This is a genomic window from Roseobacter sp. HKCC-CH-9351 (genome assembly GCF_037830295.1).
Lineage (GTDB): Bacteria > Pseudomonadota > Alphaproteobacteria > Rhodobacterales > Rhodobacteraceae > M30B80.
Genome location: NZ_JBBLYM010000001.1, coordinates 722,721 through 746,538, shown reverse-complemented (window position 1 = coordinate 746,538; position 23,818 = coordinate 722,721). Strand labels below are relative to the sequence as shown.

Sequence of the window (23,818 nt, the reverse complement as noted above, 5' to 3'; positions counted from 1 at the left end):
CCAAAACCAGATAAATTGGCAGAGCAAGCAGGTTGGCCCGCAAACGCAAAGATAAAAAATCCCACGAAGATCGTGGCCTGACGCGGCGCGTGGGTCGCGTTTTGTGGCGTGTCGGGTTTTGGGCGGTCGCCCTAGTGCTGCTGTGGATCATTGCCTATCGCTTTCTTCCTGTGCCAACCACGGCCTATATGCTCAGTGAGGCGCGGCGCATCGGTACAATCGACCAGACATGGCGTCCGCTAGAAGAGATTTCCCCAAATTTACAACGGGCCGTGGTCGCGGCAGAGGATGCAAATTTTTGCGCCCATTGGGGGTTCGACATGAGCGCAATTCGTGACGCAATTTCAGATGGCGCACAGCGCGGCGCATCCACGCTCAGCCAACAAACTGTGAAAAATGCGTTTTTGTGGCATGGCCGAAATTGGGGGCGCAAGGCGCTAGAAGCGGCGCTGACCCCCGTGGTCGAGCTGATCTGGCCAAAATCGCGGGTGTTAGAGGTCTATCTCAATATCGCGGAATTTGATGCGGGCATTTTCGGGGCAGAGGCCGCCGCACAGCATTATTTTGGGGTGAGTGCCGCTGATTTGACATTGGCACAAGCCGCGCGCCTCGCAGCGGCGCTGCCAGCACCAAAGGATCGATCTGCTGCAAACCCCTCCCCATGGCTGTTGGAGCGCGCTGCACGCATTGCCGATGGGGCGGCGACCATCGCCAATGATGGGCGCGATGATTGCTTTGCGAATTGAATTCCCCACCCAGACAGGGCAAAACCTTCGCAACCAATGAGTTAGAGCAAAACCCAAATGAACACGCCGCGCCTCTACCACTTCGCCCTATCGCCCTTTTGCCGCAAAGTGCGCTTGGTTCTGGCGGAGAAAAAAATCGAAGTCGAATTGGTGGAAGAACGCTATTGGGAAGGCTCGCCGGATCACCTGCGCCGCAACCCTGCAGGTAAGGTGCCCGTTCTCAAGATTGACGGCGTCTTCCTGAGTGAAAGCCAAGCCATTTGCGAATATCTCGAGGAAAAACATCCTGAGCCAGAACTGATCCCAAAAGACATCAAAGCCCGCGCCGAAGTGCGCCGCCTGTGTTTCTGGTTTGATGATAAATTCCACCATGATGTGACCAAGAACCTCGTCTATGAACGCGTGAACAAAAAGCTGATGCGCGCGGGATACCCTGATGGGCGGGCGGTCAAAACTGGCGCAAGCCAGATCAAATTCCATCTGGATTACATGGCATGGCTGCTAGATCATCGCCGTTGGTTGGCGGGAGATCGCATGACCTTGGCCGATTTCACCGCAGCGGCGCACCTATCTTGTCTTGATTACATCTCCGATGTGGATTGGAACCGATCTGAGATCGTCAAAGACTGGTATGCAAAGGTCAAATCGCGGCCTGCATTTCGTTCCATTTTGGCGGATCAAATCTCGGGTTTCCCGCAGCCGCCCCATTACGCGAATTTGGACTTTTGAGCGCGCTGAAGCAGACCCTAACGACCGAGGCCAAAGCCATAGGTTTTGCCAAAATTGGTGTTTGTCGACCCACAGATATCGCTGAAGCAGGGGCGCGGTTGCACGCGTTTGTGGCGGCAGGGCATCATGGCCAAATGGAATGGTTGGCGGATCGCATTGAGTGGCGTTCTGATCCAAGCGCGCTTTGGCCCGAAGCGAAATCGATGATCATGTTGGCTGATCTTTACACGCCAAACCATGACCCACTTGCGATTTTGCAAGAGAAATCTCGCGCTGCGATTTCGGTCTATGCGCAAAACAAAGACTATCATGATGCCGTCAAGAAACGGCTCAAACGCCTCGGGCGGTGGCTGCTGGAGCAAGCAGGCGAAGACCATCAGATCAAGGTATTTGTTGATACGGCCCCCGTGATGGAGAAACCCCTTGCGCAGGCTGCAGGGCTGGGGTGGCAGGGCAAACATACCAATCTCTTGGCGCGGGATTTGGGCAATTTCTTTTTCTTGGGTGCGATTTTCACAACGGTTCCTCTCGAACCAGACAGCCCAGACGTCAGCCATTGCGGAAGTTGCACAGCCTGCCTTGATATTTGCCCAACACAGGCCTTCCCCGCGCCCTACCAATTGGATGCGCGGCGGTGCATTTCTTACCTAACAATCGAACATAAAGGCCCGATTGATCCTGACCTGAGATCAGCTTTGGGAAATCGTATTTATGGCTGCGATGATTGTCTGGCCGTTTGCCCTTGGAATAAATTTGCTCAAACGGCGACCGAGATGCGCTATGCCCCGCGCGATGATCTGCGCGCGCCCAATTTAGCGGAGTTGGTGCAGCTCGATGATCAAGGGTTCCGCGATAGGTTTTCAGGATCACCGATTAAACGCATTGGGCGGGATCGGTTTGTGCGCAATGTGCTTTATGCAATTGGCAATAGCGGCGATGCAGGCCTGATTGAAATGGCGCGCAGTTTGGTGGATGATCCTGACGCGGCCGTATCGGATGCCGCCAAATGGGCTTTGGAGCAACGACCATGATCCTCTTGTCTTTTGGCCACGGCTATAGCGCAAGCGCGCTTGAACGACGATTGCTGCCACAAGGCTGGGAGATTATCGCCACGACCCGCGACCCCAAAAAGGCAGAGGCACTGCGCGCGCGGGGGTTATCTGCTCGGGTTTGGGGGCACGATGATCTCTCTGGCGATATCGCGCGTGCTACTCATATTCTATCATCCATTGCCCCTGAGGGAGGTCGAGATCCTGTTTTGGGCGCATGGGGCGGGGCGCTTGCACCTTGCTTGGATGGAAAAGCATGGATTGGGTATCTGTCGACCACGGGCGTTTATGGCGATCACGGGGGGGCGTGGGTGGATGAAACCAGCCCGCTCACCCCCAACACGGATCGCGGACGCGCCCGCGTTGTGGCGGAAAGCGAATGGGCCGCCGTTTGCCGCCAAACCAAGGCGCCGTTACATATTTTCCGTCTTGCAGGAATTTACGGCCCCCATCGTGGCCCGTTTGAAAAACTGCGAAACGGTACAGCGCGGCGCATTATCAAAGAGGGACAAGTGTTTTCACGGATCCATGTTGAGGATATCGCGATGGCGCTAGAGGCCTCGATGACGGCGCAAAAGCGTGGGGCTGTTTACAATATATGCGATGACATGCCCGGCCCTCCCGAAGATGTGATTGCCTATGGCGCCGAGTTACTGGGCCTGCCAATTCCACCTGCAATCGCGTTTGAACACGCCGATTTGGGGCCGATGGCAGCCAGTTTTTATTCAGAAAATAAGCGGGTCAAGAATGACCATGTCAAAACTGATCTTGGCCTTTCATGGCTTTATCCCGACTATAAATCAGGGCTAAAGGCCATTCTTGCGGCGGGGGGGTAATCTTTAGCGCGCAAAATTTCAGTTTTGCGAGCGCCCAAATTCAAGTATGCGCAGCCACAAGAGCAGCTTTTCATATTTCAGGCCCGTCATGAGTATACGCCGCGGTTTTATCGTGTTTGTCTTTGCCACTGCCCTGAGCGGGTGTGTGTCAAAATCAATTCCGACTTATACAGGCCCTAAGGTAACGCGCATTGTGCTCGACAAAAACGAGCGCGAATTGACGCTGTTCCATAATGACCAAGTGCTGCGCAGCTATGATGTGGAACTGGGCTTTGCACCCGAAGGGCATAAGCAATTCGAAGGCGATGGTCGCACGCCAGAAGGGCGATATTACATCGATCGCCGTAATCCCAATTCAGCCTTTTACCTGTCAATCGGGCTAAGTTATCCGAACGCCCAAGACCGCGCCTTCGCGCGCGCGCGTGGCCGATCACCTGGGGGCGATATCTTCATCCACGGAACCCCAGCGGGCGTGATGTTTCGCAATGATTGGACGGCGGGGTGTATTGCTGTCTCAAACGCTGAAATGCGCGAGATTTACTCAATGGTGAACTTGCGCACGCCAATTGATATCCTCCGTTGAGGCAAGAACCATTTATGTGTTGGTTTAGTGGCATGCAGGGGCGCCATAGATCGAAAATGTCATCTCTGATACTTCCGCCCCCCTAACACTCAAACGGTCTAACCAGGAAAACTTGAAACACAGGTCAAATTGACACTCTATTGAAAACGCTGTTGCTAATTTGACGACGCGCAACACTATAGGCGGTTTTTTGCCAAAATTACATTGATAATTATGTGTGTTCATGTACGTATAACGCTGGAATTAGCGTTAATAACAGGTCTGATGCGTCACAACACCCATTTAAGCGTAAGTTTGAACATAATATGACAAAACTCGCATTCGCAGCATTTCTCTTATTTGTTGCAGGTGGCGCTGTTGCAAATAGTACTTCCGCTCCATCAATGGACCCTCGAGCTATTGCGAATGACACTTCGTCTTCTGCTGGTGGCGTTCTCGTTCCAGTTCTTTCTCTGATTTTGCTTGCAGCAGCAGCTTCAAACTAATTTTGCCTTCGGCTGCAGAACAAAGGACGGCTTCCTGGTCAGGGAGCCGTCTTTTTTTTGTGCCTTAGGCTTCGCCAATCTCGGCGGCAATTTCAGCGCGTGATTTGCGCGCGCGTTCAGTTGCAGATTTCAACTGACCACAGGCCGCCATGATGTCTTCACCACGGGGCGTGCGAATGGGGCTGGCATAGCCCGCCTTGTAAATAATATCTGCAAACCGCTTAATCCGCGCCCAATCTGACCGCTGATAAGGTGCGCCAGGCCATTCGTTGAACGGGATCAAATTGATCTTCGCGGGGATGCCTTTGATCAGCTTGATCAACCGGTGCGCATCTTCATCACTGTCGTTCACATCCTTGAGCATCACATATTCAAACGTGATCCGCTCAGAATTTGAGGCCTTTGGATATTGCCGCAAGGCCTCAAGCAACTCCGCGATAGGCCATTTCTTGTTAATCGGAACAAGACGATCGCGCACCTCGTCTGTCGTTGCATGAAAGCTGATGGCCAACATACAGCCGATTTCCTCGGCACAGCGTGCAATTTCTGGCACAACGCCACTGGTCGAAAGGGTAATGCGGCGGCGGCTGAGGCTGATCCCCTCGCCGTCCATTGCGATTTTCATCGCATCGCGCACCGCATTGAAATTATAGAGCGGCTCACCCATGCCCATCAGCACGATATTTGAGATCAAACGCGGCCGCTCGCCATAGGCCTCGCCTGGACGCGGCCAATCATCCAAATCATCGCGCGCCATCATGATCTGCCCGACAATCTCAGCCGCCGTCAGATTGCGCACCAGTTTCTGCGTGCCCGTGTGACAGAAAGAACATGTCAGGGTGCAGCCAACTTGGCTTGAAATACACAATGTGCCGCGATCTTCTTCGGGGATATAGACGACCTCAACCTCATGGCCGCCCGCAATCCGCGCCAGATATTTCCGCGTGCCATCGCTTGAGATTTGGCGGCTGACCATTTCAGGCAGGCCAATGTAAAAATTTTCTGCCAATTCAGCGCGATAGGACTTGGCGAGATTGGTCATCCCGTCAAAATCCCGCGCGCCCCAGACATAGACCCATTGCCAGATTTGATTAACCCGCATCTTGGCCTGTTTCTCGGGCGTGCCTCCTGCGATTAGGGCCGCGCGCAATGCATCACGGCTGAGGCCAACGATATTTGTCAGGCCTGTTTCGGGCAGTTTGCGCGGAATTGTCAAAACATCCTGCGTGATCGGGGCGCTGGCTTGGGTCATCTTCATTGTCCTTTGAGGCGGCGGCACACATAGCCGCAAATCCGCCTCAAAGCAAATCAAAGAACATGTTTGGCTTAATTGCCTTGGCAGCGTGTTTCAGCATCCTCAACCGCAGCGGTAAAGCCCAAGAGCGAGAATGTATCCTCTGTCTGCGTGCCGCGGCTAGAGCGAGCGGTCAAAACCGCTTCTGCGCCACGCTTCATAGCGGTCACAATGGATTGGTCATCCTGCGGGGACGCGGCCCATGCCATCTCCCCTTGGGTAAACAGCGAATAAGACGCATCGCCAATTTCCATCTCAACAGTGGAATTTTCGGCAAAAGGATAGCCACCAGTAAAGGATACCTCAAACCGGCGATCTTGATTCGGCCAGAAACTGACAAACAGCAAAATTTCGCCGCGGTTCACCGAAACTGGGTTTCCGTCACGCGTATTGACGGTTTCGCGCGGCGCACTCACAACCCAACACACGGCAGGGTCAGATTGGACAAAGACACTCCAATCCGTTTGCGCGTTAACACGGTTATCCGATGTCTCTTGTGCGATGGCTGCGGGCGTGAAAGCCAATGCTGCTGCCACCAAAACTGCTATTCTACGACCAGCCATTGCCGATACGCCTCCTGATCTGCTTGTTACTGCCTCAAGCGCGAGATGTATGTCGCCATCATCCCTTCTATTGCGCCTTTACCATTACTCGGACGCAGAATAACCTGAAATCACGATCCCGCGAAAGCCCTTCGCGCGTGAAACTCCAAAATCTTGATCAAAAGGAAGCGCTCATGCCCCTGCCAGATGATACGGCGGAAATTCTCGTTGAATTGCATCGCGGCCCTTTTGCCGAAAGCCAACATCGCGGCCATGCTGTTGTGGTGGATCATGCAGGGACAATTTTGGGGGCGTGGGGCGATCCGTCCAAAATTATTTTGCCCCGCTCAAGCAGCAAGATGATCCAAGCCTTACCTCTCATTGAAAGCGGTGCGGCGGATCACTTTGGCCTGAGCCAAGCGCATCTGGCTTTGTCTTGTGCCTCCCATAATGGGGCAAAGGTGCATACAGATATGGTCGCAGGATGGTTGGATCATTTGGGCCTTCAAGAGGCAGATTTGCGCTGTGGCCCGCAAATGCCCGATGATCGCACCGCGCGAGAGGATTTGATCAAATGCGACTGTGCGCCAGATCAGGGGCATAATAATTGCTCGGGCAAACATTCAGGATTCTTGACGCTGAACAAACATTTGGGCGGCGGCAGCGAATATATTGAAGCTGATCATCCCGTGCAAAAAGCGGTTCTTGAAGCCTTTGAAGATGTGACAGGCGAAACCAGTGCAGGCTATGGGATTGATGGCTGCTCTGCCCCAAATTTTGCCTGCTCCCTTTTGGGGCTTGGTCGGGCGATGGCGCGTTATGCAGGTGCAAACCCTGATGGCGCGGCCCGCGAGGCGGCAATGGCAAAACTGCATCGCGCTATGGCCACCCACCCCATTTTGGTTGCGGGTGAAGGGCGCGCCTGCACGACCCTGATGGAGGCGATGGGGGGCCGCGTTGCGGTGAAAACAGGGGCCGAGGCCGTTTTTGTGGCAATCATTCCCGAAAAGAAAATCGGCATTGCCCTGAAAATTGAAGATGGTGGCACCCGCGCCTCAGAAGCCGTGATCACGCAATTGCTGATCGGGGCGGGTGTGTTGAATGCAGCCAGCCCCGTTGCAAAGCGCTTAACCCATGGCCCAATCACCAATCGCCGTGATGTCGAAACAGGTTTTATTCGCCCTGTCGCAAGCGTGAAAGATTGGCGGTTATCCTGAGCCTTTGCTAAATTTTTAGGTAAAAAGGTCTGCGTTGGTTTGTACAGATTTATACAAAAAACTACTGAAAAACCCGCCTCCCAAGACGGGAGGCGGGACAGAAATTTCCAGATATCCAGTGCAGATTAATGTGCGCTGAAGCGAAGTGGGCGCACCTGTTGAAACAACCCAGTCGCTTTGAGTGCGTTAACCGCAGCAGCGGGGGGTTGTTCGTCCAGATACAGCATCGCAATCGCCTGATGCCCTTTTGAGGCGCGGCCCAAGGTGAAATTAGCGATGTTGACGTTCATCTCACCCATCGTGCGGCCCAATGTGCCGATGATGCCTGGAACGTCCTCATTGGTGGTATAGAGCATATGTTCACCGATCTCGGCATCAATGTTGATGCCTTTGATCTGAATGAAACGTGGCTTACCATCCGAGAACACCGTGCCTGCAATAGACCGCTCCTTCGAGGCTGATTTCACATTGAGGCGAATATAGCCGTCAAACACACCCGATTTATCCTGTGTGACAGTCGATAACTCAATGCCGCGCTCTTTGGCGATAATCGGTGCGGACACCATATTCACGTCAGGGTTGGTCGCCTTCATGACACCTGCAATCGCGCCACAATTCAGCGCCTTGAGGTTCATATCTTTGACAACGCCATTATAGGTGATCTCGATTGTCTCAATCGCGTCTTCAGTCAACTGACCAACAAAACTGCCCAGATGCTCGGCCAGCTTCAACCATGGCCCCATGACACGCGCTTCTTCCGCTGTCACAGAGGGCATGTTCAGCGCGTTGGTTACGGCACCTGTCAGCAGATAATCCGCCATTTGTTCGGCCACTTGCAGCGCCACATTTTCCTGTGCCTCGGTCGTGGCAGCGCCCAAATGCGGGGTCACGACCACGTTTTCAAGATTGAACAATGGGTTCTCGGTTGCAGGTTCTTCTTTGAAAACGTCGAAGGCGGCGCCTGCCACATGGCCTGATTTAATCAATTCAGCCAAAGCAGCCTCATCCACCAAACCACCGCGGGCGCAGTTGATGATGCGCACACCTTTCTTGGTTTTGGTCAAATTCTCAGCCGATAGGATATTTGCCGTCTTTTCGGTGAAGGGCACATGCAGCGTGATAAAATCAGCGCGCGCCAACAGCTCGTCCAGTTCTACCTTGGTGACACCGATTTGCGTGGCGCGTTCTTCAGAGAGGAACGGGTCATAAGCCACAACCTTCATCTTGAGGCCAAGCGCACGTGAGCAGACGATCGCCCCAATATTGCCCGCGCCAATAACGCCCAAGGTTTTGCCTGTCAGCTCAACCCCCATAAAACGGGATTTCTCCCATTTGCCAGCATGGGTTGAGGCGTTGGCCTCAGGGATTTGACGGGCAACGGCAAACATCATCGCAACCGCATGCTCTGCGGTGGTGATGGAGTTGCCAAACGGCGTATTCATCACGATGATACCTTTTTTCGAGGCTTCAGGGATATCCACATTATCTACGCCGATCCCTGCGCGGCCAATGACCTTTAGGTTATCTGCAGCCGCGATGATCTTTTCAGTAACTTTGGTCGCAGAACGAATTGCCAAACCATCATATTGGCCGATGACCTCAAGCAGCTTGTCTTTATCTTTGCCGATGCTTGGGTCAAAGGTCACATCAATGCCGCGATCTTTGAAGATCTGAACGGCTGCATCCGAGAGTTTGTCGGAAATCAATACTTTAGGAGCCATGATAGGGCCTCATATGTTCGAAATTGGAAAGGGTCTGGCCGCAGGGATCACACCCGCATTGCGGCCAGAAAAAGGTGTTTAAGCCGCAGCAGAAAGCTCCGCGATTTCGGTTTCAAACGCCCAATCAAGCCATGGCAGCATGGCTTCGATATCAGCGGTTTCCACCGTGGCACCGCACCAAATACGCAGACCAGCAGGCGCGTCTCGGTAGGCCCCGATATCGAGCGCGATACCTTCGCCTTCGAGACGTTTTGCAACCGCCTTGGCGAAGGCTGCGCCATCCGTAATGCGCGAATCCGTGAATTTCAGGCATACGCTCGTGTTCGAGCGTGTCGCGGGATCTTCGGCCAGATTGTCAATCCAATCGCGAGACGCGCAGAAATCAAAAATTGCCTGGGCGTTCGCGTTGGCTCGTGCCATCAAGGCAGTCAGCCCACCGATGGATTTGGCCCAATCAAGCGCGACCAAATAATCTTCAACGGCGAGCATGGACGGGGTGTTGATCGTTTCCCCCTTAAAGATGCCCTCAATCAATTTGCCGCTTTTTGTCATGCGGAAAATCTTGGGCAATGGCCATGCAGGTGTGTAGCTTTCAAGCCGCTCAACCGCGCGCGGGCTGAGGATCAACATGCCATGGGCCGCTTCACCGCCCATGACCTTCTGCCAAGAGAAGGTGGTGACATCGAGCTTGTCCCACGGCAATTCCTGCGCAAAGGCCGCCGAGGTTGCATCGCAAATGGTCAAGCCGGCGCGATTGGCAGGGATCATGTCACCATGGGGCATCTTTACACCTGAGGTGGTGCCGTTCCATGTGAACACAACATCCGTGTCATAATCGATCGCGCCCATGTCAACGATCTGACCATAATCTGCGTTCAGAACAGTCGCATCGAGTTTCAGTTGTTTGACGACATCACTGACCCAACCTGCACCGAAGCTTTCCCAAGCGACCATTGTGCAGGGGCGCGCACCCAAGAGCGACCACATGGCCATCTCAACCGCACCTGTGTCAGAGGCGGGCACGATGCCAATGCGATAGTCAGCAGGCACGCCTAGAATTTCACGAGTCTGGTCAATTGCCGCAGCAAGCTTTGCCTTGCCGATCGCAGCACGGTGCGACCGACCCAAAGGGGCGTCAGCCAGTTTATCCAATGTCCAGACGGGGGGTTTGGCGCAGGGGCCAGACGAAAAACGCGGATTAGCCGGCCGCGTTGCCGGAGTGGTCAAAGCCATGATGTGATACCCTCACAGATATATGCCCCTCGTTGGGGAGGGGTGTCCCACCCGTGCTGCTATACCTATGTCGTACGGCGCGCAAGTCGGAAAATAAATCAAAAGGGTCGCAGTTGATGACTGGCGCAAACACCTCAAAGCAGAGATGCGCAGCGCGAAAATAAACAAGTAACCCAATGTCTTTAAATTGTGACAACCATGTGTCAGATTTAATTTACAGGTTTTCCTTGCGCCGGCGGTGTATTTCGCGCTAAAGATGAATGATAGATGCTTATTCACGCCTTGGGTGCAACGTGGAAGATTTCTCGCAAACACGCCAGTTCAGCCTCAAAGATTTTGTGCCTTTCCAAATGGCTGTCATCGCAAGTGCCCTATTTCAGAACCTGATGCGGGATGCAGATTTACAGATTCCAGAATGGCGCATCATGATGGCTTTGCCTGAGAATCAACCCTGTTCCTCGCATGATCTATGCATTTTGACCGCGATGGATGCCGCACGCGTCAGCCGCGCACAGCGCCGCCTCGAAGATCTCGATATGATCAATGTTACGGCCGACTCGGTGGATCGCCGCCGTTTGGTGGTGCGCCTGTCCGAAAAAGGGAATGAGGAAATCCGTCGCCTTCAAGCCGCCGCTCTAGAAGCCGAAACCGATCTTCTAGACCGCCTCGGCCCTGAGGAACGCAACCAATTGCGCATAGTCGTCTCTGATCTTTACGCAGGCGGCTAATCACCCAATATTTGCTGCAACAGCCGCCCGTCTGGCCGCTCCAATTCCTCGATCACATCAAAATGATGTAAGCCCGCTAGATGCATCGCTTCAATTTCAACACCAGCGCCATGCCAAATATTCGCCAAAAGATCATTTTGACGAATGAATTCGGGCCGCTCATCGCCCCCCACGGCGGCAACGAACCGCGCCGTCTTGCGCGGCAGCAACAATGCGGGGCTTTCCCACATGGCTTCCTCTGGGGTCAAACGCAGGTCTTGGTTGATTTCTGTGTTCAGCAAAGGCCGTAAATCATGCACGCCCGAGATTGACATCACCTGAACCACGCGAGAGGCGACCGCGTCAGGCAAAACGCCTTCGCACATCATGCGGGTGGCCAAATGCCCGCCTGCCGAATGGCCCGTGATTCGGATTGGCCCCTCCACCAAACCCGCTGCATGGCAAACAGCGCGCATCATTTCATTGGTGATTTGAGAAATCTGCGCCTCGGGTGCGAGCGTGTATGACGGCAGGGCCACGGCTTGCCCAGCGTCTCGCAGGGCGCGGGCCAAATGGCTAAATTCGCGCGGCGAGAACCGCCGCCAATAGCCACCGTGAATAAAAATAGTCAGACCTTTGGGGGCGCCATCGGGCATGAATAGGTCAAAATACTGGCGCGGGCCTGTCCCATAGTGATGCGTTACGGGCGGATAGGACGCGCGAAAACTGGCTGCAGCCTCTGTCCAACACTTGATGAACCCATCTGCATCAGGGATATAGGCCCCGTTTTGATAGGCATCATCAAAATCTGTAATCTTAACCATGGCCGCCTCGTCTGCGTGAATTCGCCTCACTTTTGCACAGGATAAAAAATTGGCAAGGGTAAGCTCTAGCTGCAAGTCATTGGCAGTCCCTTGACTTTTTGAGAATGATTATCAATATCATCTTTTGTAGTGGCAATGATAGCCCGCAAGGGCCTATGTCTTTCGATACTGGAGAAACCTTCATGCGTTTCCTACGCATTTTGACAGTGATGCTACTGCCCTTTCTGGCCGCCCCCGCCCTTGCGCAATCTGTACCCATCAAAGTGGTCGCCACCACAGGGATGATCGCAGATGCCGCCAGTCAGATCGGGGGGGATTTGATCGAATTAAAGACCCTCATGGGTGCGGGCGTTGATCCGCATTCTTTTCGGCAAACCCGTTCGGATATTCTGGCATTAATGAATGCGGATCTAATCCTATGGAATGGGCTTTATCTTGAGGCGCAACTTGAGCCGCTCCTGCTTGATCTTGGGCAATCCCGCACTGTTGTCGCGGTGGCAGAGGCTATCCCACAAGACAGATTGCGCAGTCATCCAGAGTATGAGGATCGATTTGACCCCCATGTCTGGATGGATCCGACCCTATGGCGCACAGTTGTTTTAGCAGTGCGCGATGCATTGAGCGCGTCATATCCCGAAGGCGCTGCCATTTTCGAAGCGAATGCCGCACAGCATTTGGCCGAAATTGATCGCCTAGCCACCTATGCCCAAAGCAGCCTCTCAAGCGTCCCCGAAGCAGCGCGGGTTCTGGTCACAGCCCATGATGCCTTTGGCTATTTTGGCCGCGCTTTTGATTTCGAGGTTTTGGGCATTCAAGGCATCTCGACCGCATCAGAAGCAGGGCTTTTGCAAATCTCAACCTTGGTCGACACGCTGGTGGCGCGCCAGATTGGGGCCATTTTTGTTGAAAGCTCTGTATCTGATCGCAATATTCGCGCCCTCCAAGAAGGTGCGGCTGCCCAGGGTCACGCAGTCGCCATCGGGGGCGAGCTTTATTCAGACGCGATGGGGCCAGCAAGCAGCTATGAAGGCACCTATATCGGGATGTTGGATCATAACATCACCACCATCACCCGCGCCCTTGGGGGCACAGCCCCTGAAGGTGGGATGAATGGCGCATTAACCCCTTAGCGGCAAGGAATTGGCCATGTTACGGCTTCATCAGAACGACCAACCCCTCGACCCGCAAAGCCCGCTGGCCATACGCGGCCTCAGCGTCAGCTATGGGGAAAAGCCCGCGCTTTTCTCGGTCGATCTCACGGTGGCGCCCCGCTCGATGACGGCCATCATCGGGCCAAATGGCGCGGGCAAATCGACCTTACTTAAAGCGGCGCTGGGGGTCGTTCCGCGTCTCTCGGGGCAAGTGTCGATTTTCGGACGCGCACTGGCCTCTGAACGCCACCGCATTGCCTATGTGCCACAGCGCGCCAGTGTCGATTGGGATTTTCCTGCGAATGTGCGCGATGTGGTCTTGATGGGCCTTTATGGAAAAATAGGGCTTCTACGCCGTATCAGCCGTGACGATCAGGCCATAGCCGAAGATGCTTTGGGACGGGTCGGGATGCAGGACTTTGCCCATCGTCAAATCGGCCAATTGTCAGGTGGACAGCAACAGCGGGTCTTTCTGGCCCGCTCCTTAGCCCAGAATGCTGATCTTTACCTTTTGGATGAGCCTTTTGCAGGCGTAGATGCTGCGACCGAAGCGGCCATCATTGCCGTTCTCAAAAAGCTGAAAGATGCGGGAAAAACGGTTGTTGCGGTGCATCATGATCTTTCAACTGTCACCGCATATTTTGACCATGTTGCGATGATCAACACACGCCTCATTGCAGAAGGGCCTGTGGCCCAAGCCTTTACCACCGCACATTTGCAAGAGGCCTATGGCGGGCGATTGGCGACAGCGCAAATCGATCGATTGCGAGAAGCGGGTCACTGTTAGACATGGGTATCATGGCCTTCACACTGACCTATAATGTCGCTTTGGTCATGTTTGGCGCGGGCGTTTTGGGCATTGCCGCAGGGGTGACAGGAACATTTATGTTTCTGCGCAAACGAGCCTTGCTATCGGACGCAATCAGCCACGCCACCCTGCCTGGCCTCTGCGGGGGGTTTATGGTGATGGTCACCTTGGGCGGTACTGGGCGCGCATTAGAGGGCTTATTGCTTGGCTCTGCGATCAGCGCGGCACTTGGCCTATTGGCGGTTAATTTTCTGAAATCCCGAACAAGATTATCCGAGGACGCCGCAATTGGCGCGGTCTTGTCGAGCTTCTTTGGGTTGGGGGTCGTCATGTTGACCCTGATCCAAAACATGAGCGCGGGCCGCCAAGCAGGCCTCGACCAACTCTTACTTGGCTCAACCGCTGCAATGCTGCGTGAAGATGCTGAAATGATTGCAATCGGGGCAGCGTTGGTTTTCATGGTGGGTCTTGTTCTTCATCGGGCGATGACCCTCACGGCGTTCGATGAAAACTTTGCCCGCGCACTGGGATTGAACGTGCCCCTGATTGATGCGGCGGCCATGGCATTGGTTTTAGCCGTAACCGTTGCAGGGTTGAAAATCGTGGGTCTGATCTTGATCGTTGCGTTGCTGATCATACCCCCTGTCACCGCGCGTCTCTGGAGCAACCGCGCCGCTTATATCTGGCCCATTGCGGGCGCAATTGGCGGGGCATCGGGCGTGATTGGCGCGGGCCTTTCAAGCCTTGCTCCCGATTTGCCCACTGGCGCCATTATCGTTTTGGTGGCAGCCGGATTTTTTCTCGTTTCGCTTTTGGTTGCCCCCGCACGCGGGGTCTTGGCCTCCGCGATGCGGCACCGCAAATTTCAACGCCGCGTGCATCGCAGACAGGGCTTGCTTGCCTTGGCCCAAGGCTATCGCATTCTGGAGCCCTATACCCGCAAGCTTTTACAGCGCGAAGGTTATGTGCGTGCCGATGGGGTGATGACCGAACGCGGCCAATCTGCAGCCACAGCAGCACAGCGCGATGAGGCGCGTCTGGCCTATTTGCGCAGCAAACCCGATTATGCCGAATTTCTGTCGCGCCATGACGGGTTGAGCGACCTATCCCGCGCCTTCACCCGCGATGAGTTGGCCCATATCGACACAAGATTGGGGGACGCGTCATGAACGGCGCTGAATTCGTGCCCCTTTCGCTTCCGCCGATTCTCATCGGCATTTTGGCGGCAATCGCCTGCGCCCTGCCTGGAAATTTTCTGGTGCTGCGCAAGCAGGCCTTGATTGGCGATGCCATAAGCCATGTGGTTCTGCCAGGGATCGTGCTGGCCTTTCTGGTGACACAAGCCCTAGACGCTTGGGCGATGCTTTTGGGTGCAGGCGCTGCGGCCCTCTTCGCGGTCGTGATGATTGATGTGATCAAACGTGTCTCGCGCATTGAGATGGGCGCAATCATGGGCGTGGTATTCACCACCTTATTTGCGCTTGGCGTTTTACTTCTCGAGCAAAGCAGCGCGTCTTCTATTCATTTGGATGTCGAACACGCACTGATGGGAAACCTTGAAAGCCTGATCTGGCTTGAGGCACGGGGATGGGCCTCGCTGCTTGATCCTGTGGCGCTTGCGGGCCTGCCACCAGAACTACCTCGTCTGGCCCTGACTTTGGCACTTATTATTGTGCTTTTGATCCTTTTTTGGCGGCCTTTGACCCTATCAACCTTTGATGAAGGCTATGCTGAAAGCCTTGGCTTATCAGTGCGCACCATCAGTCTTGGCCTTGTGATGGTCGCTGCTTTGGCCGCCGTCACGGCCTTTGATGCCGTGGGCTCTATCATCGTGATCGCGATGTTCATATGCCCCGCCGCCGCCGCACGTTTGGTGACGGATCGTTTGCGCAGTCAAATTTGGTGGAGCGTGGGTTTTGCCACGCTCTCGGCAAGTTTGGGATATGTTTTGGCGGGATATGGCCCGCTTTGGATCGGCCTCGAGAACTCCGTCAGCGCCGCCGGTATGATTGCGGCAGTTTCGGGATTGATCTTGGCGCTTACCGCCGTGTTCGGCCCAAAACGGCGCGCAGCCACCGCCTAAGCCTAAGACAGTTTGCCGCCGCTTTCCCGAGGCAGACAGTCGCTTTCACCCTTGAGTTGCAGGGCTCCAAAGGTTACACCGATCTCGCTTCGGTCTCAGTGTTGGTGACAACATTGGGTGAAAAGGGAACGCGGTGTAAATCCGCGACTGCCCCCGCAACTGTAAGCGGCGAGTGCGATCGGCATATGCCACTGCGGCCCCAGATGGGCCACGGGAAGGCCCGATCAAACAATGACCCGCGAGTCAGGAGACCTGCCGAGGTGATCACCCTGTCCAAGCGCGGTGGGCGCAGCGGGCAACGGACAATTCCGTAGTGGTGGCACAAATCGCCGTCTGCGGAAGGGCCAACCCTCCAATGACCACTCACTTTTGCGCAAGGCATGTGCCTTGCCGCCCATTCGTAATTGGAGAGCAAAAATGCGCCCGCCTTCCACTCTGAGCCTCGCCGCGCTGTGCGCAGGTCTCGCCGCCACACCCCTGGCCGCACAAAATGTATTCACCCTTGATGAATTGGTCTTTTCCGCAAGCCTCACCGATGTCGCACGGGATCGGACGGGGGTTACAACCCAAGTTATCACTGAAGAACAGCTACACAATGCAGGCAATGTACAGTTGGCGGACGTTCTCTCTAGGCAACCGGGCATCACGGTTACGCGCAATGGTGGTCTGGGCGGACAAACCGATGTGAGAATACGCGGTAATGGGCCAGGTTATACTGCAGTTTACATTGATGGGATCCTTGTAAACGACCCAACTTCTACCACTGGCGGATTTAACGGATTTAGCTCCATTTCCACACGCTCCGTACAACGCGTAGAAATAATTCGAGGTTCACAATCGGCAATTTACGGCAGTAATGCAATTGCTGGCGTGATATCTATAACTACATTTAATGCCGCTAGTATGGATGAAAACTCTATCGAGCAGTCGTATCAATTCGAAATCGGTAGCTACGAAACTTATAGTGGACAATACTCTTATCAACAAAAATTTGGGCCTCTGACTTTAAGCTTTGGTATGAACGCCATTAGGTCTGGTGGTATTTCAGCGGCCGACGAAAATAACGGAAATTTAGAAACTGACACTTTTGATGCCAACGGGCAAAATTTCGCTATTAATTATGAAGTGACGCCGTCGACAGAGATCGGCGTACAAATATTCCGTGATGCGTCAAACGGCGAGTCCGACGAATATGGAACGCAACCTATTGATGGAACACCAGGCGATGAAAAAAGCTCTCTCTCCGTCAGGGGATTTCGTGGCTATGCTAACTTTTCGAACTCAGGCTGGGAGCACGAGCTATCTTTTTCAAGAGCACAAACAAACAGAGCGCTTTCGTCAGCCTCGATCAGCGCTGAAACTGCCGCGAATTGGGGCTCAACATATGACTCAAGTTTCGAAGGTATAAGAAATAATCTGCGGTTGTTAAGTTCTTCGCAGATATCAAATAACACCACGCTTTCAGTTGGGTTTGAAGCCGAAGAAGTTACAGCCAAATCAAATAATGTCGCAGGGCCAGTACGACCGATAGACAGTCAATCATTCTTTGTCGAAGCTCTACAAACCATTAATGAACAGCTAGATATCTCTCTTGGTCTGAGGCACGATCGATATTCAACTATTAGCAGCCAGAGCTCCCCAAGAATTTCGATCGTGTATCGCGCTACAAATTATCTAACCTTGCGCTCTACGTATGCGACAGGCTTTCGTGCCCCGTCGGCAAGCGAGTCCCTTTGGGAATTCCCCTCATTGGGCTCAACGTATAGAGGAAACCCTAATCTAAAGCCCGAGTCGAGCAGAAATCTGGAGCTTGGGTTGTCGTACAATACCGCAGCAAACTCCATCTTCGAGGCAACATATTTTGATGTCGATGTTGAAGACTTTATGAAATTTAGCAGCGATGGTGCAGGCGGTTGGACAACATTGAACACCTTAGGCACAACCAACTTCAAGGGTGTCGAAATTGGCGCACAAATTCAGATTAGTCCGGAAGCGGCATTATCTAGTAGTTACACCTATACTGATGCGTACGAGCAGTCTGGACTACGCGTAAAATCCGTTCCACGCCACAGCGGATCGGTCAACCTTCAGTACATGCCAAATAACGATCTGAGCGCATTTATTGATATGCTACACGTTGAAGATAAACTAGATTTTTCCGCGATCGGTGATAACTATACCGTCTTTAATACTGGAGCCACCTACTCCTTAAATAACAGTGCCGAACTATATTTTCGGATTGAGAACTTAACAAACCATGAATACCAAACCGCCCGCGGTTACGGCACCCCAGACCGCTCAATCTACATTGGAGTTCGTGGCACGTTTTAGGCTCATATCGCTTTGCATGGCGGCACTGATGGTTACCAGTGCCGCCGATGCCCAAACCACACCTCTGCGTGTGGTGTCTATGAACCTTTGCACCGATCAACTGGCCATGATGCTTGCAGATGAGGGGCAGTTGATCTCGGTGTCCGATATTGCGACCGATCCCAATATGTCACCTATGGCAGAGGCGGCACGGGCCTATCCAATCAACCACGGGCAGGCGGAGGAAATCTTCCTAATGCGCCCCGATCTGGTCGTGGCGGGGCGATATTCCGATCCTGTGGTCTTGGATATGCTGCGCCGCCTTGGTATTGCCACAGCACAGATTGATATTGTCTCCAATCTTGATCAGGTCAGCGACCGCATTCGTGAGATGGGGGAAATTCTTCACCAAACCGCCCGCGCGGGCGAGGTGGCAGATGCATTCGAGGCAGATTTGGCACGATTACGCGCGGCGCCGACTGGCCCGCGTGCAGCGTTTTACTACCCCAACAGCTATAGCCTTGGCACAGGCACGCTCAGCCATGAAATCATCACGATTGCAGGGTTTCGTCACATTGCCGAAGAAATGGGGCGCAGCCGATCAGGTCGGCTTGATCTGGAATTGTTAACATTGGCGCAGCCCGATCTGCTCATCCATGCCGAGCTTTATTCAGGCAACTCCCGTTCCGAAGAGGTCATGTCACATCCCGCCCTCGCCCATCTTGGCGCGATGCGCACGCAATCCAATGCGGATTGGGTCTGTGGCACCCCTGTCGTCCTGCGCGCGATCCAAGATTTGCGCGCCATTCGCGCGAAGATGGAGGGATGAGCGGGGTGTCGCAAAAACTGCTTTTCACAGGTCTTGGCCTGATGGTGGGGCTTTTGACTTTGGCCTCGCTCTTGATCGGCCCTGCTGGGTTTTCTATTGCCGACAGCCTTGCCGCGCTCTTCGGCGGCACAGGCGACGCTGTCAGCCTTGTGATGCAAGAAATCCGCCTGCCGCGCGCCTTACTTGCGATCATGGTTGGGATAAGTTTGGGGCTATCAGGGGCGGCCTTGCAGGGCTATCTGCGCAATCCCTTAGCCGAACCTGGATTGATTGGTGTATCCTCTTCGGCCGCATTGGGGGCAGTGGTCACTTTGCAAACGGGTCTGGCCGCACAGATGATGTTTGCTTTGCCGTTTTTTGGCCTGTTCGGGGCGGGCGTTGCCGTGGTGCTGCTGCTGCTTTTGACGGGGCCACGGGGTGGGTCACTTACCCTTATCCTTGCGGGGATCGCAATCAGCGCGTTGGCTGCGGCCCTGACGTCACTTGTGTTGAACCTGTCGCCAAACCCTTTTGCAACGTCTGAAATCGTCTTTTGGATGTTGGGATCATTGGCAGATCGCAGCTTTTCTCATATCACCATTGCCCTGCCCTTTATGGTGTTGGGATGGATATTGATCTTGTCCACGTCACGCGGGTTAGATGCGTTGATCTTGGGCGAAGATGCGGCCGCATCCTTAGGGATCAACCTGACCCGCTTGCGGTGGGTTTTGGTTTTAGGGGTCGCGGCCTGCACAGGGGCGGCAACATCCGTGGTTGGGGCGATTGGATTTGTTGGTCTTGTTGTCCCGCATATCCTTAGGCCATTTGTGGGCGCACGCCCCTCACGGCTTTTGCCCGCATCGGCGCTTGGCGGCGCGGCACTTGTCTTGGCCGCCGATATCGCCGCGCGCATCATCTTGCCTGATCGTGACCTAAAGTTGGGTGTGGTCATGGCCATCATCGGCGCGCCCGTTTTCCTGCATTTGATCTATCGCACAAGGCGGGCCGAGCTATGACCACATCATGTCTCAGCTTGCAGGATTTTACTGTCCATCGCGGGGAATGCCCTGTTGTGGATCAGGTCAGCACTGAATTGCGGGCAGGCGATTTGGTTGGCCTGATTGGCCCCAATGGCGCAGGAAAGACCACCTTGATGCGTGGCGCGCTTGGACTTTTGCCGCATCAAGGCCACTCATCGCTGAGCGCATTGCCAGCCAATGCGCGTGCCCGTGCTGTCGCATGGCTACCGCAAACCCGCGAAATTGCATGGCCTGTATCAGTGGAAACCTTGGTCATGCTGGGCCGCGTTCCACATTTAGGCGCGGGGCAATCCCCACGCGGCGAAGATCACGCCGCCGTCTCTGACGCCTTGGCCGCGATGGATTTGACGGGGTTTGCCACCCGCCCTGCCACGGCCCTGTCAGGCGGCGAGCAGGCGCGCGTGCTGATGGCGCGGGCACTTGCACAAAACTGCCCGCTGATCATGGCCGATGAACCCGTTGCAGGGCTTGATCCGCGTCACCAGATTGCCACGCTGGCGCATCTGCAAAGCCTGACGCAAAGCGGCAAGGCCGCGCTGGTCTCGCTGCATGATCTGGGCCTTGCGGCGCGGTTTTGTGATCGATTGATCCTGATGGATCGCGGCCAAAAAATTGCAGAAGGCCCGCCCGAGGAAGTGTTGACCGAAGATCATCTTCGCCGCGTTTTCGGCATCACTGCGCATATCACCCAATCAGAACAGGGACTGATCTTTCAAGCCTTGGAGGTTGTCGAATGACCGCGACCCTGACCCATCCATGGCTGATTTGGGATCTCGGCAAACCGCATGCCTGTCTCAGTTTTGCCCCCTATCGGGGCGGTTTTGTCTCTGCCCAACAGATTGCGTGGCGCGAGGTGCGCAATGCCGATTTGCCACCCGATTTTGATGTGATCTCGTGGTTGGAGGGCCAAGTTGATGAGAGGCTTGCCCACGCGGATCAGGCAATCGCGATGCTGACATCGCGCGATATCCGCTTTCACCATTTTGACACGGCAGTGGTTAGTCAGACAAAAGCAGAGGCATTGGTGACCCTTGGCCTGTCAAATGCTGAACGCATCGGCCACCGCCGCCTTGCTCGCCCTGAAGAGTATGGCACGATCAACATTGCTGCTCGTCTCAATCAGTGCCTGAGTGAAACCGCGATGATTGAAGCACTGACCATTATGGCCGAGGCGCGCACAGCCGCCGTCATGGAGGCGCGCTATGAGGTCATGGTCAGCGGCGCGCCCGTCATTGCCACAGGAACAGGCACGGATTGCCTGACCTTGGCCTGCGTCCAAGGCGAAGATCGGCACCAGGCCTATGCAGGACTGCACACAGAAATCGGTCACGCATTGGGACGCGTGGTTTATGATGCCGTGCGGACAGCCTGCGACACCTATCTCAGCGAAGAGGCAACGGCATGATCGAATTACTTCTCAAAGGCGGCCCAATCCTTATGTTGATTGCAGCGCTTTCTGTGATCAGCCTCGCGGTGATCCTGTGGAAGATCAGTCAGCTTTTGCGCCTTGGCGCGTTTCGCTCAGGCCAGACCACCGATGCGGCAATCTCGCAGTGGTGCGCAGGTGAGGATGTCAGCGCCGTGCTTGCGGCGCGCAGCGGGATGCGCGCAGAATTTGCCCGTGATGCGATCCGCCTGCGCGAAAGCCCCGACTGGGATGAAAGCAGCCGCAAGGAAGAAATTGCCCGCATCGCCCGCGCGCGGCTTAAAGAGATCAGCGCAGGGTTGCGTGCCTTGGAATTGGTTGTGACGATTGCGCCACTTTTGGGCCTGTTGGGCACGGTTTTGGGCATGATTGACGCGTTCCAAGCCCTTCAGCTTGAGGGCGGGAATGCCGACCCTGCCACGCTTGCAGGGGGGATTTGGGCCGCCCTTTTAACCACCGCCGCAGGCATGGCCGTGGCGATCCCAGTTGCGATGTGCCTGACATGGTTCGACACCATCCATGACAAAATGCGCCACAGCTTTGAAGATATCGCCACGCGTATTTTTGCAATCAAAGGCCCCGCGGCATGAGGTTAGACTTTCACCAACCCCGCATCGGCAGACGCAAGTCTAGCCTTGCGCCGATGATTGATGTGGTGTTCCTGTTGTTGATTTTTTTCATGCTCGCCGCACAAATGGGCCGCGACAGCACCGTATCTATGCGTCCCGCCGCACCCGCCGCAAGCACCACCATGATTTATGAAGGCCCGCCGCGTTTGGTTACACTCGGGGCCGATCATCTAATGCTAAATGGGCAGGTCATAGATGTCGTTGATCTCATCCCCGCATTGCACAACCTGATCCAAGAAGATGCATCCGAAGCCGCACAAAAAATCATTCTGCGTCCTGAGGCGGGTGCAACGGTTCAACAGTTGTTATCCTTGATGGCCGCGCTGCGGGCGGGCGGTTTAGACAATCTTGCGGTGATTGAATGAGACTTGACCCCGCACAAGGCCGCAGCAGACGACACTTGGCCGATCTTGATATGGTGCCGATGATCAATGTCGTCTTTTTGCTTTTGATTTTCTTTCTCACCAGTGCAACCTTACGCGCCAAGGCGCCTGTGGAACTGACCCTGCCCGTGTCACCCTTAGCCGAAGCATCAGATCCCGCGCGCGAGGCGGTGCTGTATATCGCAGCGGATGGTTTGTGGCACTATGGTGCCGAACAGGGCCGCGCGGCTGTGTTGGCGGAACTTCGGTTGGCTCTGTTACAGGGTGCAGAGACTGAATTTACCCTGAACCTTGCGCTGGATGCCACCTTACCCGCCCAAGATCTGGCGCGCGCTTTGGCAGATTTTGCCGCGATTGGTGTGGGGCGTGTCGACCTCATCACCCGCGCAGGGGGCGCCCTATGATCCGACTTGGCGCGCAAATATTTGGGTTTCTTACCCTATCGCTTGGGCTGCATCTGGGTGCTGCTACTTGGATTGGCGCAGGGGCGCCGCAAAACATGGTCGGGGATGAAGCGGCAGGCGATCACGGGCATGCGCAACTTTCGCTTTCGGCGGCCCCGCAAGATTTGGCAGCCCTTGTTGATCAATGGTCACGGCCGCCCGAATTCAGCCAAGTCATACCGGACATCCCACCGATGGCTGCCCCACTTGCGCCCATGCACTCAGAAATTGCACCGCTTGCACCGCCAAACCTGACCGAAAGCCGTCCTGAGTTGGCACCGCAACTGCAAGAGGCGGCACCCGCGCTAGAACCTGAGGTTCCAAACGCGCCAACGCCCACCGCCCCCGCACCGCGCCCTGCAACACGCGCAAGCGGTGGGGCCGAGGCCGCGCCAACCACCACAACCGCCGTCACAAACAGCGAAGATCAGGATGTGATCATGCGCTTGATGTCCCATTGGGGCAGCGGAATTTTACGTCAATTAGAACGCAGCCCCAGCCGCCCACGCGGGCGCGGCGCAGCAACCTTGCGGCTTGTGATTGATGCCGATGGTCGCCTTCATGATGTTCGAATTCTGGCGGGCACGGGCCAAGCTGATTTGGACACAGCCCTCTTGGCTTTTGTGGCAGAGGCAAGCCCATATCCACCCGCACCAGACGGGATTAGCGCCGCACGATATAATTTCGATCTGCCCTTGCGCCTGCGCTAGCCCGCCGCGCTGTGCAACGGGGCAAAACGGCCTATGTTTTGTCACGACAGCTCACGGGTGA

At 54.9% G+C, this 23,818-nt stretch carries 26 protein-coding genes and 1 riboswitch; of the genes, 21 read left to right on the top strand and 5 right to left on the bottom strand.

The annotated features are described in order from the left end of the window. Positions 1 to 32 precede the first annotated feature (32 nt). From mtgA to AAC632_RS03810, 6 genes are all read left to right on the top strand, one after another. Positions 33 to 746 carry a monofunctional biosynthetic peptidoglycan transglycosylase gene (mtgA, locus tag AAC632_RS03835; RefSeq protein WP_445322657.1) on the top strand — a complete coding sequence of 238 codons (714 nt, stop codon included), beginning with the start codon at positions 33 to 35 and terminating at the stop codon, positions 744 to 746. 57 nt (positions 747 to 803) lie between these two features. Then, the gene (gene fzlA / locus AAC632_RS03830; RefSeq protein WP_340298026.1) at positions 804 to 1,475 is read left to right on the top strand and encodes an FtsZ-binding protein FzlA; all 672 of its coding nucleotides are present in this window, start codon (positions 804 to 806) and stop codon (positions 1,473 to 1,475) included. Then, a complete protein-coding gene (gene queG / locus AAC632_RS03825; protein ID WP_340298027.1) occupies positions 1,472 to 2,506 on the top strand; it encodes a tRNA epoxyqueuosine(34) reductase QueG in 1,035 nt (344 codons plus the stop codon). Before fzlA ends, queG begins: the two co-directional genes overlap by 4 nt. Further along, complete coding sequence (locus tag AAC632_RS03820) at positions 2,503 to 3,360, top strand: SDR family oxidoreductase (protein WP_340298028.1); 858 nt, start codon at positions 2,503 to 2,505, stop codon at positions 3,358 to 3,360. The genes queG and AAC632_RS03820 overlap by 4 nt, the downstream gene beginning before the upstream one ends. 88 nt (positions 3,361 to 3,448) lie before the next feature. After that, positions 3,449 to 3,943 carry a L,D-transpeptidase family protein gene (locus tag AAC632_RS03815; protein WP_340298029.1) on the top strand — a complete coding sequence of 165 codons (495 nt, stop codon included), beginning with the start codon at positions 3,449 to 3,451 and terminating at the stop codon, positions 3,941 to 3,943. A gap of 305 nt (positions 3,944 to 4,248) precedes the next feature. Beyond that, the gene (locus AAC632_RS03810) at positions 4,249 to 4,428 is read left to right on the top strand and encodes a hypothetical protein (protein WP_340298030.1); all 180 of its coding nucleotides are present in this window, start codon (positions 4,249 to 4,251) and stop codon (positions 4,426 to 4,428) included. 64 nt (positions 4,429 to 4,492) lie between these two features. Here AAC632_RS03810 and rlmN read toward each other — a convergent pair whose 3' ends face one another. Together rlmN and AAC632_RS03800 are read right to left on the bottom strand one after the other, a co-directional pair. After that, a complete protein-coding gene (rlmN, locus tag AAC632_RS03805; RefSeq protein ID WP_340298031.1) occupies positions 4,493 to 5,680 on the bottom strand; it encodes a 23S rRNA (adenine(2503)-C(2))-methyltransferase RlmN in 1,188 nt (395 codons plus the stop codon). Positions 5,681 to 5,754: 74 nt separating this feature from the next. Beyond that, positions 5,755 to 6,285: an invasion associated locus B family protein gene (locus AAC632_RS03800; protein ID WP_317657000.1), complete on the bottom strand. Its 531-nt coding sequence runs from the start codon at positions 6,283 to 6,285 to the stop codon at positions 5,755 to 5,757. A gap of 173 nt (positions 6,286 to 6,458) precedes the next feature. On the opposite strand from AAC632_RS03800, the gene AAC632_RS03795 reads away from it, so the two are divergent. Then, complete coding sequence (locus tag AAC632_RS03795; protein ID WP_340298032.1) at positions 6,459 to 7,481, top strand: asparaginase; 1,023 nt, start codon at positions 6,459 to 6,461, stop codon at positions 7,479 to 7,481. A 125-nt stretch (positions 7,482 to 7,606) separates the two neighbouring features. On the opposite strand, the gene serA is transcribed toward AAC632_RS03795, so the two are convergent. Beyond that, positions 7,607 to 9,202, bottom strand: a complete 1,596-nt coding sequence (serA, locus tag AAC632_RS03790; RefSeq protein WP_340298033.1) for a phosphoglycerate dehydrogenase — start codon at positions 9,200 to 9,202, stop codon at positions 7,607 to 7,609. Between the two features lie 78 nt (positions 9,203 to 9,280). After that, a complete protein-coding gene (locus tag AAC632_RS03785; protein ID WP_340298034.1) occupies positions 9,281 to 10,435 on the bottom strand; it encodes a phosphoserine transaminase in 1,155 nt (384 codons plus the stop codon). Between the two features lie 260 nt (positions 10,436 to 10,695). Here AAC632_RS03785 and AAC632_RS03780 point away from each other — a divergent pair, with 260 nt between their 5' ends. Continuing rightward, complete coding sequence (locus tag AAC632_RS03780; RefSeq protein WP_340298035.1) at positions 10,696 to 11,163, top strand: MarR family winged helix-turn-helix transcriptional regulator; 468 nt, start codon at positions 10,696 to 10,698, stop codon at positions 11,161 to 11,163. On the opposite strand, the gene AAC632_RS03775 is transcribed toward AAC632_RS03780, so the two are convergent. After that, positions 11,160 to 11,966: an alpha/beta hydrolase gene (locus tag AAC632_RS03775; protein WP_340298036.1), complete on the bottom strand. Its 807-nt coding sequence runs from the start codon at positions 11,964 to 11,966 to the stop codon at positions 11,160 to 11,162. The genes AAC632_RS03780 and AAC632_RS03775 overlap by 4 nt on opposite strands. A 182-nt stretch (positions 11,967 to 12,148) precedes the next feature. On the opposite strand from AAC632_RS03775, the gene AAC632_RS03770 reads away from it, so the two are divergent. The 13 genes from AAC632_RS03770 to AAC632_RS03710 all read left to right on the top strand — a co-directional run bounded on the left by AAC632_RS03770 (position 12,149) and on the right by AAC632_RS03710 (position 23,757). Beyond that, positions 12,149 to 13,096, top strand: a complete 948-nt coding sequence (locus AAC632_RS03770; RefSeq protein ID WP_445322658.1) for a metal ABC transporter solute-binding protein, Zn/Mn family — start codon at positions 12,149 to 12,151, stop codon at positions 13,094 to 13,096. Between the two features lie 16 nt (positions 13,097 to 13,112). Then, entirely contained in the window at positions 13,113 to 13,904 is a 792-nt protein-coding gene (locus AAC632_RS03765; protein ID WP_340298037.1) for a metal ABC transporter ATP-binding protein, read from the top strand. 11 nt (positions 13,905 to 13,915) lie between these two features. Beyond that, the gene (locus AAC632_RS03760) at positions 13,916 to 15,094 is read left to right on the top strand and encodes a metal ABC transporter permease (protein WP_445322659.1); all 1,179 of its coding nucleotides are present in this window, start codon (positions 13,916 to 13,918) and stop codon (positions 15,092 to 15,094) included. After that, the gene (locus tag AAC632_RS03755) at positions 15,091 to 16,008 is read left to right on the top strand and encodes a metal ABC transporter permease (protein WP_340298039.1); all 918 of its coding nucleotides are present in this window, start codon (positions 15,091 to 15,093) and stop codon (positions 16,006 to 16,008) included. The genes AAC632_RS03760 and AAC632_RS03755 overlap by 4 nt, the downstream gene beginning before the upstream one ends. A gap of 73 nt (positions 16,009 to 16,081) precedes the next feature. After that, positions 16,082 to 16,282, top strand: a riboswitch (cobalamin riboswitch). A gap of 143 nt (positions 16,283 to 16,425) precedes the next feature. Continuing rightward, positions 16,426 to 18,339: a TonB-dependent receptor plug domain-containing protein gene (locus AAC632_RS03750; RefSeq protein ID WP_340298040.1), complete on the top strand. Its 1,914-nt coding sequence runs from the start codon at positions 16,426 to 16,428 to the stop codon at positions 18,337 to 18,339. Between the two features lie 28 nt (positions 18,340 to 18,367). Further along, positions 18,368 to 19,147, top strand: a complete 780-nt coding sequence (locus AAC632_RS03745) for an ABC transporter substrate-binding protein (protein ID WP_340298041.1) — start codon at positions 18,368 to 18,370, stop codon at positions 19,145 to 19,147. A gap of 5 nt (positions 19,148 to 19,152) precedes the next feature. Next, the gene (locus AAC632_RS03740) at positions 19,153 to 20,142 is read left to right on the top strand and encodes a FecCD family ABC transporter permease (protein ID WP_445322660.1); all 990 of its coding nucleotides are present in this window, start codon (positions 19,153 to 19,155) and stop codon (positions 20,140 to 20,142) included. Continuing rightward, positions 20,139 to 20,903 carry an ABC transporter ATP-binding protein gene (locus tag AAC632_RS03735; protein ID WP_340298043.1) on the top strand — a complete coding sequence of 255 codons (765 nt, stop codon included), beginning with the start codon at positions 20,139 to 20,141 and terminating at the stop codon, positions 20,901 to 20,903. Before AAC632_RS03740 ends, AAC632_RS03735 begins: the two co-directional genes overlap by 4 nt. Beyond that, positions 20,900 to 21,571, top strand: coding sequence for an adenosylcobinamide amidohydrolase (locus tag AAC632_RS03730; protein WP_340298044.1), 672 nt, complete (start codon positions 20,900 to 20,902; stop codon positions 21,569 to 21,571). Before AAC632_RS03735 ends, AAC632_RS03730 begins: the two co-directional genes overlap by 4 nt. Beyond that, a complete protein-coding gene (locus AAC632_RS03725) occupies positions 21,568 to 22,182 on the top strand; it encodes a MotA/TolQ/ExbB proton channel family protein (RefSeq protein WP_340298045.1) in 615 nt (204 codons plus the stop codon). Before AAC632_RS03730 ends, AAC632_RS03725 begins: the two co-directional genes overlap by 4 nt. Next, positions 22,179 to 22,586 carry an ExbD/TolR family protein gene (locus tag AAC632_RS03720; RefSeq protein ID WP_340298046.1) on the top strand — a complete coding sequence of 136 codons (408 nt, stop codon included), beginning with the start codon at positions 22,179 to 22,181 and terminating at the stop codon, positions 22,584 to 22,586. The genes AAC632_RS03725 and AAC632_RS03720 overlap by 4 nt, the downstream gene beginning before the upstream one ends. Then, positions 22,583 to 23,008 (top strand): ExbD/TolR family protein, encoded by a 426-nt coding sequence (locus tag AAC632_RS03715; protein ID WP_340299871.1) that lies wholly within the window; start codon positions 22,583 to 22,585, stop codon positions 23,006 to 23,008. The genes AAC632_RS03720 and AAC632_RS03715 overlap by 4 nt, the downstream gene beginning before the upstream one ends. Next, positions 23,005 to 23,757, top strand: a complete 753-nt coding sequence (locus AAC632_RS03710) for an energy transducer TonB (RefSeq protein WP_340298048.1) — start codon at positions 23,005 to 23,007, stop codon at positions 23,755 to 23,757. Before AAC632_RS03715 ends, AAC632_RS03710 begins: the two co-directional genes overlap by 4 nt. The last annotated feature ends 61 nt before the right edge of the window (positions 23,758 to 23,818 follow it).